Origin of the sequence: Thiobacillus sp. (assembly GCF_030696885.1) — a bacterium.
Lineage (GTDB): Bacteria > Pseudomonadota > Gammaproteobacteria > Burkholderiales > Thiobacillaceae > Thiobacillus.
In genome coordinates this window covers 91,999-106,150 of the sequence record NZ_JAUYRI010000010.1, presented here as the reverse complement: position 1 = coordinate 106,150, position 14,152 = coordinate 91,999, and the positions used below count along the sequence as shown (strand labels likewise).

The following is a 14,152-nucleotide window of genomic DNA, read 5'->3' as shown; positions in this document are numbered from 1 at the left end:
GTCTCCCTGAGTGTGCGTTTATTTTGGGCGTAGAGCGACCCTGAACTGAGGCCGATGGCCGCAATTCGGGGTGGACAACAGGTAACTTGATTCTGGGGCCCCGGGCCCCAGGCGGGCAGAAGCTTAGGGCTTCAGGTAGACGTAGCCTTCCTGGGCCTGCAGCTTGCCGATTTCGGCTACGCCGGACGGCACGATGGAGGCATCCGGGTTCACGGCGCTGGCATCGAGCTTGCGGCCTTTCAGCGTGTTGGCGCAGACATTGAATTTCACACCTTTGGCCGTGAGGCCTGCAATAGTGGAGCCGAGCTCGCCCTTGTCGTCCTTGGCGTCGTTCAGCAGGAAGTCGATGCCCTTGCCGTGGGTCACCACAACGATTTTGGCGTCGGGGGCAGCGTTGAGGTGGTTATTGACGTTGTTCATTGCAACGCGGGCGTTGGCGGAATCGTTGACGTGGTACACCACTTTTTCTTCAGCGGCGTTGGCGGCCATGGGGGCGGTGGCCAGAAGCAGGGCGGCGAGCATGGGGGTGAAAGCGCGTGTCATGGTTGAGTCTCCTGTATTGATGGATAAGCTGGCTCTATAGCAGCCTCGCTTGAGTGTAAGACGTATCATCTGGAACACTTATTCCATTTCCGGCCATAAAACTTTCTGGAATAAATGGACTACTGCTTCCGTCTCACCCACATGACCATGATCAGCCGATTACTGTTTGGCCCGTTTCGCCCCAGCATCGAAGCAATGCGACCGGTGCTTTACCGCATCGCCTATGCCTGGTGCCACGATGCTGCACTGTCCGACGACCTGGTGCAGGACACCCTGTCCAAGGCCTGGACGCGGCGCGCCCAGCTGCGCGACGAAGCCTCGCTCAAGGCCTGGGTCGTGTCGATCATGCATCACTGCTGGCTCGACCACCTGCGCAGCCGACGCGACTTCGATGACGTCGAACTCTGGCAGGACACGCTTGAGTCCCTCACCGAATCGCCCGAAGCCTGCTGCAACCGCGAACAGGTCATCACCTGCGTGCGGACGGCGGTGGCGCGGCTGCCGCTGGGCCAGCGCCAGGTGCTGACCCTGGTGGATCTGGAAGAATTCAGTTATGTCGAGGTGGCCGGGGTACTGGATATTCCGGTCGGCACGGTGATGAGCCGGCTGTCGCGCGCCCGCGCGAATCTGAAAATCCTGCTGGACAACACAATGAAACAGCCCGTAGCGGAATCGCTGCTGAGGAGAGTGAAATGAATGTCGCCGTATCGGACGAAACCCTGCACGCCTTCATCGATGGCGAACTCGATGTGGCGGAGTGCGAGCAGCTGCTCGCACGAATGCGTGATGACGAAGCCCTGAGCCGGCGCGCCTGCGCGCTGCGCAGCCTCAAGAGCATGGTGCGGCTGTCGTATGCAAAGCTTCCGTCTGCGGCGCCTACAGTGCGTGCCATGCCGAAGCAGCGTCGGGTGCAGCGTTGTGCCTATGCCTGCCTGATACTGCTGGCCGGCCTCAGCAGTGGCTGGGCGCTGCGCGGCCTGGACGCGCAGGTCGCCACCACGGCGCCCGCTACGCTGCCCGGCGGCTACCAGATGGTCAGTCTGGGAGGAGAGCCCGACCCCGGCCGGGTGATGCTGCACCTCGACAGTTCTGCGCCCGAGCGCATGCTGGCGGCGCTTGATCAAGCCGAACGGCTGCTCGACGAAGCGGAACGCGAAGGGCGGGCGATGCAGGTCGAAATCGTCGCCAACAGCCACGGCATCGACCTGATGCGTGCCGGCGTCAGCCCACATGCGGCGCGCATGGCGCAGATGACGCAGCGTCATGCGAACCTGCAGTGGGTGGCGTGCAGCCAGACCATTGCCCGCTTCACCGGCCAGGGAAAGAAAGTGGAATTGCTGCCGACCGCACGGGTGGCGCCGACCGCGATCGGCGAAATCGTCACCCGGCTGCAGCAAGGCTGGACCTATGTCCGGGTTTGATGGGGGTCCGCTGCATCCTTCAGGACACAAAAAAACTTACAGTCAGGCAGTCAGATGGGGAGCAGTCGCGCTCCTGCTGCTGATTCCCGCCCTGGCCGGTGCGGCCGCGCTGGACAACCGCCTCGCCCGGCACCCCTCGCCGTATCTGGCCTTGCATGGCAGCGACCCGGTGGCTTGGCAGGAGTGGAATGCCGACACCGTCGCCCGCGCTCAGCGCGAAAACAAGCTGTTGTTCGTCTCGGTCGGCTACTTCGCCTGTCACTGGTGCCACGTCATGCAGCGCGAAAGCTTCAAGCATGCGCAGATTGCGGCGCTGCTCAACCGCGATTTCATCCCGGTCAAGGTCGACCGCGAACTCAACAGCGGGCTGGACGACGCCCTGCAGGATTTTTCCACCACCCTCAACGGCACCGCGGGCTGGCCGCTCAATGCCTTCGTCACCCCGGAGGGCTTCCCCGCGTTTGTCCTGCTGTATGCGCCCCCGGACGATTTCAACACGCTGCTGAAACACCTGTCGGGACGCTGGAAGGCCGATGCGGCCGGCATTCGCGGGCTGGCACGGCAAGTGGCGCCGGCGCCCGCGCAGCAGCCGGTGGTCGCGCCGCTGACTGCCGAACGCAGCGCGCGCGCCTGGTCGCAATTCGTCGACAGCGCCCTGCAGGAGGCCGACACCCTGCGGGGCGGCTTCGGGCAGGTCAACAAATTTCCCATGGCACCGCAGTTGCATGCGCTGCTGGAACGGCAGGCGCAGCAGCCGGAGCCGAAGCTGGCCGAATTCCTGCGGATGACGCTCGACCCGATGGCGGCGCGCGGCATGCGCGACCATCTCGGCGGCGGATTTTTCCGCTACACCGTCGACCCCGAGTGGGATACCCCGCATTTCGAAAAAATGCTCTACGACAATGCCCACCTCGCCATGCTCTACCTGCGCGCCGCGAGCGTGCTGCGTCAGCCGCGTTACCGCGAGGTGGCACTCAGCACACTCGATTTCATGCAGACCGAGTTGCTCGATCCGAGTGGCGGCCTCTACAGCAGCACCTCGGCGGTGGACGATGCCGGGCGTGAAGGCGCAACCTATCTGTGGGAACCCGACGAACTGAAACGCCGCCTGTCGCCCGACGTGTTTGCCGCCGTGCGGCGGGTGTGGCAACTCGATGCGGCGCGCCCGTTTGACGACGGCTATCTGCCTGCGGAATACCGCGCGCCGACGGCAGCGGAGCGCCGCCTGCTGGCCGAGGCGGTGCGCGTGTTGCGGCCGCTGCGCCTGGCGCGCAGCCTGCCCAAGGACGACAAGCTGAACGCCGGCCTGAACGGACTGGCGCTGTCGGCGTTCAGTCAGGCCATCGCACTGGACCCGGCCTACCGGGCACGTGCCGATCGCCTGCAACATTTTCTGCTGACGCAGCTGGCCCGTGACGGACGGCTGATGAAGTCAGTGGCGCGCGGCAAAACCCTGCCGGGTGCCGAGCTGGAAGATTACGCCTATGTCGTGCAGGGGCTGCTCGACCACGCCGACGCCACCGGCAATGCGCAGTCGCGCGCACGCGCGCAACAATTTGCGCGCACTGCGTGGACGCTGTTCTGGAGCGAGAAGGGCTGGAAGCACGAGGCGCGACCCTTGCTGGCGACGCTGCAGCCGGTACCGGCGCTGGCGGACGGCGCGCTCTACTCGCCGTCGGAGGTGCTGGTGCTGGCGAGCCTGCGCCTGCAGGATCCCGTCCTGCAGCGGCAGGCCCGGACAGTTGCCGCATGGCGCCTGCCGGCGATGGAACGCGATGCCTTCGTGTTCCCCACCCGGCTGCGGGTATTGACGCAGGCGCAGTCGGGCCGGTGATGCGTTAGTGTCGCGACACTAGTTGAGCTCCCCCTCCGGGACGGGCTCCATCGCGCGCTGCAGGGGACGCCGCCCGACGCGGATCGAGAGGTCCAGCGACTGCTGCTTGCGTTCCACCGTGAGCTTCGCTTGCGCGCCCGGCTTGAGGGCGGCAATCAGGTTGAGCAGCGAAGCCGAGTCGGACACCTTGCTGCCGTTGACGGCCAGCAGGATATCGCCTGGCCGCACGCCGCCGGCATCGGCCGGGCCGCCTTTCAGCACCCCTGCAATCAGCGCGCCTTCGGTCTGTTTCAGATTGAAGGATTCGGCGAGTTCGGGCGTCAGGTCTTGCACTTCAATGCCGACCCAGCCGCGGGTCACGCTGCCGGACTGGATGATTTCCTCCATCACCTGGCGTGCGATGGAAACCGGAATGGCGAAGCCGATGCCCTGTGAGCCGCCGGTGCGCGAGTAGATCGCGCTGTTGACGCCGACCAGGTGGCCCGCCGCGTCGACCAGCGCGCCGCCCGAGTTGCCGGGGTTGATGGCCGCATCGGTCTGGATGAAATTCTCGAAGGTGTTGATGCCCAGATGGGTGCGACCGAGCGCGCTGACGATGCCCGCGGTCACGGTCTGGCCGACGCCGAACGGATTGCCCACCGCCAGCACCCAGTCGCCGACATGCAGCGTGTCGTCGCGCGCAAACGTGATGGCAGGCAGATTGCCGGCGTCGATTTTGAGCACGGCCAGATCGGTTTCCGGATCGGCGCCGACCACCCGTGCCGGCAGCGTGCGGCCGTCCGCCAGCGCGACCTGGATTTCGTCGGCGGCCTCGACCACGTGCTGGTTGGTGAGGATGTAGCCACCAGGGCTGACGATCACGCCCGAACCGAGGTTGGACACCTCACGCGGCCGTCCATCCAGGCGGTCGCCAAAGAAATAGCGAAAGATCGGGTCCTGCAGTGCGGGGTGGGTTGGGCTGCGCACCTTTTGCTGGGTGAAGACGTTGACCACGGTCGGAATGACACGCGTCGCAGCAGGCGCGAACGATTCGCCGGCGGCGGGTCCGGCGCCGGCAGGCGACTGCGCCTGCTGGATGACCAAAGGCTGCTGCGCCTGCCAGCGCAGCAGGTCGGGCTTGAACAGCACCAGAATGAACAGCACACCCAATGCCACTGTGGTGGATTGAGCGAAAAGCAGCCAGAGTTTGCGCATAGTGATTAAATTCATGGACTTGGCGTGATTTCGCCAGCCGGGGATTATAGCCCAGGGCGACCGGCAATCTGTGCTATTGCAAAGACGGGCTTCCGGAGCGTGCGGCAAATTGGTTAGAATGCCGGTTTTATCGCAAAACGTTCGGGTTAGGTAAACATGAGCCAGGAAGTTGAAGGGCAAAAAGTGGACGCACGCAAACGTAAATTTCTGATTGCGGCGACCAGTGCCGTGGGCGGGGTCGCGGTCGCATCAGTGGCCGTGCCGCTGGTGATGAGCATGATGCCGAGTGCACGTGCCAAGGCGGCCGGCGCACCGGTGGAAGTCGACATCAGCAAGGTCGAGCCGGGCATGCTGTTGACCGTCGAATGGCGCGGCAAGCCGGTGTGGATCGTCAACCGCACGCCGGAAATGCTCGCGCTGCTGAGCAAACACGACGCCAAGCTGACCGATCCCAACAGCGATATGCCGCAACAGCCCGACTATTGCAAAAATCCGACGCGTTCCATCAAGCCCGAGTATCTGGTGGCGGTCGGCATCTGCACGCACCTGGGCTGCTCGCCGACCTTCCGTCGCGAGATCGGCGCCGCCGACCTCGGCGCCGACTGGTCGGGCGGCTTCTTCTGCCCCTGTCACGGTTCCACCTTCGACCTGGCCGCGCGCGTGTTCAAAGGCGTGCCGGCCCCGACCAATCTGGTGATTCCGCCTCATCAATACCTCAGCGACGCCAAGTTGCTGATCGGTGTAGACGCAAAAGGAGCTTAAATAAATGTCTGCCCTGCAAAAAATGATGGGTTGGATCGACGATCGTTTCCCGCTCACCGCCACCTACAAGGCGCACCTGTCCGAGTACTACGCGCCCAAGAACTTCAACTTCTGGTACTTCTTCGGTTCGCTGGCACTCCTGGTGCTGGTGATCCAGATCGTCACCGGCATTTTCCTGACAATGAACTACAAGCCGGATGCGGCGCTTGCGTTCATCTCGGTCGAGTACATCATGCGCGACGTCGAGTGGGGCTGGCTGATCCGCTACATGCACTCCACCGGCGCCTCGATGTTCTTCGTCGTCGTCTACCTGCACATGTTCCGCGGCCTGATGTACGGGTCCTACCGCAAACCGCGCGAGCTGATCTGGATCTTCGGCGTGCTGATCTATCTGGTGCTGATGGCCGAAGCCTTCGTCGGCTATATGCTGCCGTGGGGCCAGATGTCCTACTGGGGCGCCCAGGTGATCGTCAACCTGTTCGCCGCCGTGCCCTTCATCGGTGAAGACCTGTCGATCTGGATTCGCGGCGACTACGTGATTTCGGATGCCACGCTCAACCGCTTCTTCGCCTTCCACGTGATTGCCTTGCCGCTGGTGCTGATCGCGCTGGTTGCGGTGCACCTGGTGGCGCTGCACGAAGTCGGCTCCAACAACCCGGACGGCATCGAGATCAAGAAGAAAAAGGATCCCAAGACCGGCATCCCGCTCGACGGCATTCCCTTCCACCCGTACTACACGGTCAAGGACATCGTCGGCGTCATCGTCTTCCTGATGCTGTTCTCGGCGATCGTCTTCTTCGCACCGGCGATGGGCGGATACTTCCTCGAAGCGGCCAACTTCGTCCCGGCCGATCCGCTGAAGACGCCGGAGCACATCGCGCCGTTGTGGTATTTCACGCCGTTCTACGCGATCCTGCGCGCGGTGCCGCCGCTGTTCGGCTCGCAGTTCCCGGGCGTGGTGGCGATGGGGCTGTCGATCGTGTTCCTGTTCTTCCTGCCGTGGCTGGATCGCAGCAAGGTCAAGTCGATCCGCTACCGCGGACCGATCTACAAGGCCTTCCTTGCTGCATTCATCGTGTCGTTTATCGGTCTCGGCTACCTGGGCCTGCTGCCGTCCACCCCGGTGGCGACGATTTTTGCCCAGATCTTCTCGGTCATCTACTTCCTGTTTTTCCTGTTGATGCCCTGGTATACCTCGATTGACAAAACCAAACCGGAACCGGAAAGGGTGACTGGCTAAATGAAACGCTTGAAGAATTTTCTTTTCCTGCTGGCGGCAGCCCCCGTCGTGGCTTTTGCGGCGGGCCCCACGGTTCCCCTGGACAAGGCGCCGATCAACCTCTCGGACCAGGATTCCCTGCAGCGCGGCGCACGCATGTTCGTCAACTACTGCCTCAACTGCCACAGCGCCAGCGTGATGCGCTATTCGCGGCTGCAGGACCTGGGGCTGACCGAAGAGCAGATCAAGGACAACTTGCTGTTCGCGACCGAGAAGCCGGGCGAGCCGATGCATGTGGCCATGCGCCACGCCGAGGGCAAGGCCTGGTTCGGTGCCACCCCGCCCGACCTGTCCGTGATCGCCCGTTCGCGCGGTGCCGACTGGCTCTACACGTACCTGCGCGGCTTCTATCGCGACGACACCCGCGCCACCGGCTGGAACAACACCGTGTTCGACAAGGTGGGCATGCCGCACGTGATGTGGGACCTGCAGGGCGAGATGGTGCCGGTCTACAAAAAGGATGGCGAGCATGAAGTCATCGAGCGCCTCGAGCTGGCCAAGCCCGGCAGCGTCAGCCTGGCCGAGTACGATGCCATGGTCGGCGACCTGGTCAACTACCTGCAGTGGATGGGCGAGCCTGCCCAGAACCAGCGCAAGCAGCTTGGCGTGATTGTGCTGCTGTTCCTGGGCGTGTTCTTCGTGGTGGCCTATTACCTGAAGAAAGAATTCTGGAAAGACATTCACTGAGCCCGCTCACTGCCGTTCGCCAACAGCCGGACTGTGTCCGGCTGTTGGCGTTTTAAGCATTTAACACCGCAACACCTTAGGGAGCCCCCGCCATGATGACCCTGTATTCCGGCAGTACCTGTCCGTACAGCCACCGCTGCCGCATCGTCCTGTACGAAAAAGACATGGACTTTGAAGTCATCGATGTAGACATGCACAACAAGCCGGAAGAAATCGCCAGCATCAGCCCCAGCGGCAAGATGCCGGTGCTGGTCGAGCGCGACCTGGTTCTGACCGAGTCCAACATCATCAACGAATACATCGACGAGCGCTTCCCGCATCCGCAGCTGATGCCGCCGGACCCCGTCATGCGCGCCCGCGCGCGGCTGGTGCTGTTCAACTTCGAGCACGACCTGTTCACCCACGTCAACACGCTGGAGCACAGCCTCGGCAAGGGTTCGGACAAGGCGCGCCAGGAAATCCGCGACAGCCTGTCGCAACTCACGCCCATCCTCACCAAGCAGAAGTACCTGATGAACGATGAGTTCTCCATGCTCGACGTGGCGATCGCACCGCTCTTGTGGCGTCTTGAGCACTACAGCATCGAGCTGCCCAAAGTGGCCGCGCCGGTGCTCAAGTACCGCGAGCGCCTGTTCAGCCGTCCCGCGTTCATCAACGCGCTGACGCCCACCGAAAAAGCGCTGCGCAAGTAAGCGGCAAAGGGAATAAGAGCAGCGCGGTGGCAGAAATTTCATCCAAGCCCTACCTGATCCGCGCGCTGTACGAGTGGTGCACGGATTCGGGTTACACGCCGCAGCTGCTGGTTGCTGTCGATGGCCGCACGCGTGTGCCGGCCGGCTTCGTCAAGGATGGCAAGATCGTGTTCAACATCAGCGCCGGGGCGACGCGCAACCTGATGCTGGACAACGACTGGATCCAGTTTTCTGCACGCTTCGGCGGCGTCTCGCACGAGATCTCGGTTCCGGTGGATCGCGTTGCCGCGATCTTCGCGCGAGAAAACGGACAGGGCCTGCATTTCGAACCTGTCGACGCGCCCGGCTCGCCCGAACCGACCCCGCCGACGGCGTCGCCGTCGGGCGAGGTAGCCGCACCGCCCAAGGGCAAGCCCTCGCTCAAGGTCGTCAAGTAATCCACTGCTGCGCGGCATCGCTATAATGTCGCGCTTCGCCGCTTTAGCTCAGGGGTAGAGCAACCGCCTTGTAAGCGGTAGGTCGTCAGTTCGAATCCGACAAGCGGCACCAATTACCCATAGCAACACGTATCATGCAGTAACCTAAACCCGCATCTAGCAATGGATTGCGGGTTTTTTGTTGTTTCATGTCGCAACATGGCATAGCATGGAAATACCGCCCAACTGGCGGTACGTAGGGGCGGTATGTGACATGCCGCCAAACCGCATACCGCCAAAACCATGAAAGGCAACAGCCATGCCGCTATCCGACCAGGCCGCCAGGAAAGCCAAGCCCATCGACAAGCCTTACAAATTGGCCGATGAAAAGGGGCTGTATCTGTTGGTGAACGCTGCCGGGAAGTATTGGCGGATGAACTACCGCCACGACGGCAAGCGCAAGACGTTGGCGCTGGGGGTCTATCCAGATGTGACCCTAGCCCGCGCCCGTGAGAAGCGCGACGAAGCCCGCACCCTGCTGGCGGATGGCATAGACCCAAGCGAAGCGCGCAAGCATCGCAAGCTGGCAGATAGGGCTGCCAGTGCAAACAGCTTTGAGGCCGTTGCCCGTGAATGGCACGCCGGCAAGTCGAAGTCGTGGGCGAAGGTGACAGCCGACAAGGCCATCACCCACTTGCAAGCCTATGTATTTCCCGAGATAGGGCACCTGCCCATCACCAGCGTGAAGGCGGCCCACCTGCTGGCGATGCTGCGCAAGATTGAGTCCAAGGGAATCGCCTACACTGCCAGCCGGTTGCGGGAGATGTGCGGGCAGGTATTTCGTTATGCCGTGGCTACCGGCAGGGCGGAAGATAACCCGGCTGCGCACCTGCTGGGGGCAATGCAAAAGCCCGCCACCAACCACCGGCCAGCCATTACCGAACGGCGCGAGTTTGGCGCTTTCCTGCGCGATCTGCGGGAGGCCACCGGCTTTGAGCCTGTCACACGGTATGCGGCCTATTTCGCCATGCTGACGATGGTGCGGGCGCAAGAGTTCCGCTTTGCACGCTGGGAGGAAATCGACGTTGAGGCGCGGGAATGGAAAGTGCCAGCGCATCGCATGAAGGTCGGCAAGACGCTGCCAGCACATACCGTTGCATTGTCCCGGCAGGCGCTTGAGTTGCTGGAAGAACTGCGCTTGCTGACTGGACACACGCCCTTCCTGTTTCCTAAGTCCAAAGGCTACGGCGAAGGCGAAGTCATATCCGAAAACACCGTCGGCAAGCTGTTGAACAATCTGGGCTACCAAGGCCGCCAGTGCGTGCATGGCTTTCGTGCGTCGGCGCGCTCGATCCTGAGCGAACAGGGTTGGAGTGTTGAAGCGATGGAACGCCAGCTAGACCACAAGGAAGCCAGCGGCACCGTGGCGGCCTACGCCCGCAGCCAACACCTGCCCGAGCGGCGGAAGATGATGCAGGCGTGGGCGGACACCTGCGACGCACTGGAAACCGGAGGGGAAGTGATACCGTTGCACCGGGGCGCATAATGAGTTAGCTGCGCCTAGCCCGACGGGGCGAAAACCGGGTTCCCTTGCCCGGCTGGCGCGGCTCCCCACAAGGGCTGCGTGGAGGGGCGCCGATGATGGATTTATCGCACTGGGATTTGGTTGATGAATTTTCGATGAGGGAGGCGGCTTGTCTGGCCGGTGGAATTGAACCGCTTGTTTATGCGGAACTGCCAGTGGAGCGGAGAGCGAAGGCCGATCTTATCTATCGACAAATTTCCGTAGGCTATGCCACGGCAGAGTCTGCCGTTAGTTTTTCGCTCATATTCGGTAATCGGTTCGATTCAGGCGAGACACTGGGTTCGGTTTTCTCGGGATTTTCTTTCCCGCTACCGAGTACGCAGCTTGTACGAGAGGTGGAGGGCTGCCTTCGGATGGGGCGCGCATTTAATTCGACAATATTGGATGATGCCCCGTCTTTCTCTAGACAAAGCCTTGGCGACTGGTTCAACCTCAAGGGGTTCCATCCGATCTACAAGTTTGCTCAGACTTCAATGGAAGATGGCCGTGAGGAACAGTCCGTGATTCAGTCTCCATCCAGGGAGCATGTTTCCGACAAGCTAGCGAAATTGAATCAGGCTGCGGCGAAATTCTGGGCTAACGCTGATCGGGATGACCGAGGGACACACCCCGATAATGCCAAGGTAACCGCGTGGTTGGTGGATCAGGGTTTTTCTCCAACGCTGGCAGACAAAGCGGCGACTATCATCCGCCCTGAATGGGCACCTACGGGCCGTAAGCCGGAAGACTAGAGATACCTTCAACAAATAATCTGTGACACCCATATCACCAATAGCGGCGGGGGTTTCAGAGGGGCGACTCCCTTAAAACAAAACCCCTTTCCGTTTTTCTTCGGCGGCTGCACTGGAATATTTACGCCAATGCACTGCCAGGCCATCGTGTGTGCTTGGCTGCTTCTCGAAGGAAAACAGCATGGCGAATCAAACCGCGCCCAACCTCGACACCCTGCCGGACTCCGGCTTCATTTCCTGTAGCACGCTCGCTGCCGCACTCGAAACCAGCCTAACGACAGTATGGCGTTGGTCTAAATCTGGACGGCTGCCGAAACCGCACCGCCTGGGCGAAGGGACGACCCGCTGGCGTGTTGGCGAAGTTCGCGAAGCACTCTCAAAGCTTGCAGCCTGAGCGGAGCCGACCATGGAAAAAGAAAAAGGCCACCCGCAGGCAGCCCAAAACACACACGGCGATCATAACGATAACTCCGCCCACACTCAACGCCTGCACCTGCTGGCGGCGTTCGAGAAACAGCATTCACTGACGACGATTGAAGCCCGGCGCGATCTGGACATTTTGATGCCTGCTGCGCGCGTGTTCGAGTTGCGCGCGATGGGGTATGACATTGCGACGATCTGGACACAAGGCGTAACCGAGTGCGGGCGCAAGCATCGCATAGCACGCTACGTCTTGAAAAAGGCCGCGCCATGAATGGCGAATGGCTGGAACGCCTGCAATCGCTCTGTGAGCGATTTTCTCACCTTGGCATAGGGGCTGACCTTGCCGCCCTGTCTTTAATCGAACTGTGGGGCTTGTATTGCCACCTGTCCCGGCTGGTGGAGGGGTGAGCCATGGCCGAGAGAAAGCAGAAGCGGCTCCTAGAGTCAATTTCCGGCCTTTACAGCGGGATACCTCACGCGGTTTTGGATTGCACTGCGTTCAAGGGGTTGAGTTATCCGGCAAAGGCTCTGCTGTTCGAGTTGATGAGGCAGCACAATGCATTGAAGGGAAATAACGGACACCTGCACTTGTCGTTCTCATGGCTTGCGAACCGGGGCTGGAAATCGCGCGATGTAATCCAGCGGGCAAGGGATGAACTCATGCGACGCGGCCTGCTAATTCAGACAAGGCAGGGCGGGCTGAATATTGGCGCTTCGCGTTACGCAGTTACTTGGATCAAGATTTCAAACTTCGTCGGGCTGGAAATTGAAAGTAAGGACTATCACCCCGGCGCATGGGGTTTTATGGACGCCTTGCCCATCGCCCAGAGAAACGCGAGCACCAGCCCGCCAGCCAGTAAAGGCAATACCCCCAGCCGGTACGGTCCACTCCCGCCAGCCGGTAAAGCTGAAGCTCTTACAGTACCGTGAGCAGGTACGTAAACGGGGGTATTTGGTGCGTTCAATGTACCGCCAGCCGGTAACAATGAATGTATTACCACTCCCTGCCCGTGATTCGCTTGATTGCTCTCCTGGATGGAAGAGGGGGAGGGCGTGGAAAAACTAGCCCGCTATCGAAAACATCGACCGTGCTTGCTCTTTCGAGCTAACGCTGACCCGGAAAATGGAGCGGCGAGAAAGCTCAATTTTTGATGGCCCTCGCGCGCGCACGCGTTTGCCCAGTATTGGCGGGCCTTTCGGTCTGGTTTGATGGCTCGCAACAAGTGTCATTTATCTAATGATTTCGTATTCTGTGGGGGCTAAATAATGGGCACTGGTGGCATGAGATTCGGGGCTGGCCGTCCGGGGTGGAAGCGCAAGGCCGAACAATCGATGGCTTTTGACGTAAGGCAGATTGCCAGGAAAGGGCTGCTGAGGCCGGGGGCGTTTTCATGGCATTGGTCACGTAACGGGGAGAGCGCCGGCAGCGTAGGCGTGCGTGTTGCTGCTGATACCGAGCGTGTAACCCTCTCTTACCAGTGGACGCCTTATAACAGCGAGCCGCGTAATGTTGAATGCTCGCTGTGGATCGAACGCACCCCCTGCAACTATGGCGGCTCGCGTCCGTGGTTTCGTTGTCCCTCATGTGGGCGCCGCTGTGGGATCGTGTACTACGGGGCACCTGGAGGGCGTTTCGCGTGCCGTCATTGCGTCCGTGTTGGCTACTTCAGCCAATGCGAAGACGAAACGGGGCGGCTGTGGCGCAGGCAGCGCAAGGTTGAACGTAAGCTGGCCGGCGGCGCTTGCGAGTGGAACGGCTGGCGAAAACCCAAGGGGATGCACCAGGAGACTTTTGATCGGCTGCGCAGTCAGATATGGGAGCTGGAAATGCGCAGGGATGAGGTGTTTGAGATTCAAGCGGCTGCGTTACTGCGGCGATGGGGAGTTCTTTAAAGAACTTCAGGCTTGACCTGGTGGTATGTGCGGCTCAAGATTATGCTTAGTCGTTTAATTAACGGCAAGAATAAAACAAAGGGGGCAATGGAAATGAAAAGAATTATTGGTGGCCTTTTAGTAGTGGCGGCCTGCTCTTCTGCAATGGCGGATGATAACTGGGTAGTTACTGGGGCAAGTGAAGAAAGAGGTACTGAGTTCTCAATAAAAAAGGAATCGGGCCTGATCACAAAAAACAAAGCTGGTGACGATATTTTTGTAGTCGTAGGTCGGGTGACTTATAAAAAGACCACAAAAATTGACCTTGAAAAATGGTATGTGAAGTATTCGGACTGCATAAATAAACAAGGACAACTCGTGACTCTCTCTCTTGGTGGAGATTACCTATATGAGAATGACTTTGTTTTTAATGCGGGGTCTATAGCCAGCGCAAACGCGGAGTTCATTTGTGCTGCATATGAATATGCATTAACTGAAATGAATAAAAAGGGTATTTGAATCGATAATCGCTCGCTGTTTTCCGCTGAACTATCTTTAAGCCACCATCACGGTGGCTCTATTTTTTCCTGGGTCGATCCGACAACCTTGTGATCGAAGGGCAAATGTTAGGCTCTACGACGATAGACGATTGGAGCAAAGGTAGCAGCGATCAAGTGGCGGTAGTTCTGGCGGTATGTTTGTATTATTAAATT

16 protein-coding genes and 1 tRNA gene are annotated in these 14,152 nt (G+C 60.4%); 15 read left to right on the top strand and 2 right to left on the bottom strand.

Going from position 1 to position 14,152, the window contains the following annotated elements; translation table 11 throughout:
- Window positions 1-123: 123 nt before the first annotated feature.
- Window positions 124-543: a DsrE family protein gene (locus Q8R61_RS05135; protein WP_305534902.1), complete on the bottom strand. Its 420-nt coding sequence runs from the start codon at window positions 541-543 to the stop codon at window positions 124-126.
- A 195-nt stretch (window positions 544-738) separates the two neighbouring features.
- Between Q8R61_RS05135 and Q8R61_RS05130 the strand changes: the two genes are divergently transcribed.
- Genes Q8R61_RS05130 through Q8R61_RS05120 form a run of 3 tightly spaced genes read left to right on the top strand, consistent with a single transcriptional unit; the run spans window position 739 to window position 3,798 of the window.
- Complete coding sequence (locus tag Q8R61_RS05130) at window positions 739-1,239, top strand: RNA polymerase sigma factor (RefSeq protein WP_305534900.1); 501 nt, start codon at window positions 739-741, stop codon at window positions 1,237-1,239.
- On the top strand, window positions 1,236-1,964 hold the full coding sequence (locus tag Q8R61_RS05125; RefSeq protein WP_305534898.1) for a hypothetical protein: 729 nt from the start codon (window positions 1,236-1,238) through the stop codon (window positions 1,962-1,964). The genes Q8R61_RS05130 and Q8R61_RS05125 overlap by 4 nt, the downstream gene beginning before the upstream one ends.
- Entirely contained in the window at window positions 1,951-3,798 is a 1,848-nt protein-coding gene (locus tag Q8R61_RS05120; protein WP_305534896.1) for a thioredoxin domain-containing protein, read from the top strand. Before Q8R61_RS05125 ends, Q8R61_RS05120 begins: the two co-directional genes overlap by 14 nt.
- An 18-nt stretch (window positions 3,799-3,816) precedes the next feature.
- Here Q8R61_RS05120 and Q8R61_RS05115 read toward each other — a convergent pair whose 3' ends face one another.
- Window positions 3,817-5,007: a Do family serine endopeptidase gene (locus Q8R61_RS05115; protein ID WP_305534894.1), complete on the bottom strand. Its 1,191-nt coding sequence runs from the start codon at window positions 5,005-5,007 to the stop codon at window positions 3,817-3,819.
- Between the two features lie 141 nt (window positions 5,008-5,148).
- Between Q8R61_RS05115 and petA the strand changes: the two genes are divergently transcribed.
- The 12 genes from petA (at window position 5,149) to Q8R61_RS05055 (ending at window position 13,958) form a co-directional block, all read left to right on the top strand.
- Window positions 5,149-5,754 carry a ubiquinol-cytochrome c reductase iron-sulfur subunit gene (petA, locus tag Q8R61_RS05110; protein WP_305534892.1) on the top strand — a complete coding sequence of 202 codons (606 nt, stop codon included), beginning with the start codon at window positions 5,149-5,151 and terminating at the stop codon, window positions 5,752-5,754.
- Between the two features lie 4 nt (window positions 5,755-5,758).
- A complete protein-coding gene (locus Q8R61_RS05105) occupies window positions 5,759-6,994 on the top strand; it encodes a cytochrome bc complex cytochrome b subunit (RefSeq protein WP_305534890.1) in 1,236 nt (411 codons plus the stop codon).
- Window positions 6,995-7,720 (top strand): cytochrome c1, encoded by a 726-nt coding sequence (locus Q8R61_RS05100; protein ID WP_305534888.1) that lies wholly within the window; start codon window positions 6,995-6,997, stop codon window positions 7,718-7,720. It abuts the gene before it with no gap.
- Window positions 7,721-7,812: 92 nt separating this feature from the next.
- Window positions 7,813-8,412: a glutathione S-transferase N-terminal domain-containing protein gene (locus Q8R61_RS05095; RefSeq protein WP_305534886.1), complete on the top strand. Its 600-nt coding sequence runs from the start codon at window positions 7,813-7,815 to the stop codon at window positions 8,410-8,412.
- Window positions 8,413-8,438: 26 nt separating this feature from the next.
- A complete protein-coding gene (locus Q8R61_RS05090; protein ID WP_305534883.1) occupies window positions 8,439-8,849 on the top strand; it encodes a ClpXP protease specificity-enhancing factor in 411 nt (136 codons plus the stop codon).
- A gap of 37 nt (window positions 8,850-8,886) precedes the next feature.
- Window positions 8,887-8,961: transfer RNA gene (locus Q8R61_RS05085), tRNA-Thr, on the top strand.
- Window positions 8,962-9,147: 186 nt separating this feature from the next.
- Window positions 9,148-10,374 (top strand): integrase arm-type DNA-binding domain-containing protein, encoded by a 1,227-nt coding sequence (locus Q8R61_RS05080; protein WP_305534881.1) that lies wholly within the window; start codon window positions 9,148-9,150, stop codon window positions 10,372-10,374.
- 92 nt (window positions 10,375-10,466) lie between these two features.
- Window positions 10,467-11,144 carry a hypothetical protein gene (locus tag Q8R61_RS05075; RefSeq protein ID WP_305534879.1) on the top strand — a complete coding sequence of 226 codons (678 nt, stop codon included), beginning with the start codon at window positions 10,467-10,469 and terminating at the stop codon, window positions 11,142-11,144.
- Between the two features lie 181 nt (window positions 11,145-11,325).
- Complete coding sequence (locus Q8R61_RS05070) at window positions 11,326-11,538, top strand: AlpA family transcriptional regulator (RefSeq protein ID WP_305534877.1); 213 nt, start codon at window positions 11,326-11,328, stop codon at window positions 11,536-11,538.
- A 12-nt stretch (window positions 11,539-11,550) separates the two neighbouring features.
- Window positions 11,551-11,838: a helix-turn-helix domain-containing protein gene (locus tag Q8R61_RS05065; protein ID WP_305534875.1), complete on the top strand. Its 288-nt coding sequence runs from the start codon at window positions 11,551-11,553 to the stop codon at window positions 11,836-11,838.
- Window positions 11,839-11,978: 140 nt separating this feature from the next.
- The gene (locus tag Q8R61_RS05060) at window positions 11,979-12,497 is read left to right on the top strand and encodes a hypothetical protein (RefSeq protein WP_305534873.1); all 519 of its coding nucleotides are present in this window, start codon (window positions 11,979-11,981) and stop codon (window positions 12,495-12,497) included.
- Window positions 12,498-13,472: 975 nt separating this feature from the next.
- The gene (locus tag Q8R61_RS05055; protein WP_305534871.1) at window positions 13,473-13,958 is read left to right on the top strand and encodes a hypothetical protein; all 486 of its coding nucleotides are present in this window, start codon (window positions 13,473-13,475) and stop codon (window positions 13,956-13,958) included.
- Window positions 13,959-14,152: the final 194 nt, after the last annotated feature.

What these genes read in the sequence shown, in the direction of transcription:
- Q8R61_RS05135 (WP_305534902.1), bottom strand. Translation starts at nt 543, where the DNA reads ATGACACGCGCTTTCACCCCCATGCTCGCCGCCCTGCTTCTGGCCACC.
- Q8R61_RS05130 (WP_305534900.1), top strand. Translation starts at nt 739, where the DNA reads ATGCGACCGGTGCTTTACCGCATCGCCTATGCCTGGTGCCACGATGCT.
- Q8R61_RS05125 (WP_305534898.1), top strand. Translation starts at nt 1,236, where the DNA reads ATGAATGTCGCCGTATCGGACGAAACCCTGCACGCCTTCATCGATGGC.
- Q8R61_RS05120 (WP_305534896.1), top strand. Translation starts at nt 1,951, where the DNA reads ATGTCCGGGTTTGATGGGGGTCCGCTGCATCCTTCAGGACACAAAAAA.
- Q8R61_RS05115 (WP_305534894.1), bottom strand. Translation starts at nt 5,007, where the DNA reads ATGAATTTAATCACTATGCGCAAACTCTGGCTGCTTTTCGCTCAATCC.
- petA (WP_305534892.1), top strand. Translation starts at nt 5,149, where the DNA reads ATGAGCCAGGAAGTTGAAGGGCAAAAAGTGGACGCACGCAAACGTAAA.
- Q8R61_RS05105 (WP_305534890.1), top strand. Translation starts at nt 5,759, where the DNA reads ATGTCTGCCCTGCAAAAAATGATGGGTTGGATCGACGATCGTTTCCCG.
- Q8R61_RS05100 (WP_305534888.1), top strand. Translation starts at nt 6,995, where the DNA reads ATGAAACGCTTGAAGAATTTTCTTTTCCTGCTGGCGGCAGCCCCCGTC.
- Q8R61_RS05095 (WP_305534886.1), top strand. Translation starts at nt 7,813, where the DNA reads ATGATGACCCTGTATTCCGGCAGTACCTGTCCGTACAGCCACCGCTGC.
- Q8R61_RS05080 (WP_305534881.1), top strand. Translation starts at nt 9,148, where the DNA reads ATGCCGCTATCCGACCAGGCCGCCAGGAAAGCCAAGCCCATCGACAAG.
- Q8R61_RS05075 (WP_305534879.1), top strand. Translation starts at nt 10,467, where the DNA reads ATGATGGATTTATCGCACTGGGATTTGGTTGATGAATTTTCGATGAGG.
- Q8R61_RS05070 (WP_305534877.1), top strand. Translation starts at nt 11,326, where the DNA reads ATGGCGAATCAAACCGCGCCCAACCTCGACACCCTGCCGGACTCCGGC.
- Q8R61_RS05065 (WP_305534875.1), top strand. Translation starts at nt 11,551, where the DNA reads ATGGAAAAAGAAAAAGGCCACCCGCAGGCAGCCCAAAACACACACGGC.
- Q8R61_RS05060 (WP_305534873.1), top strand. Translation starts at nt 11,979, where the DNA reads ATGGCCGAGAGAAAGCAGAAGCGGCTCCTAGAGTCAATTTCCGGCCTT.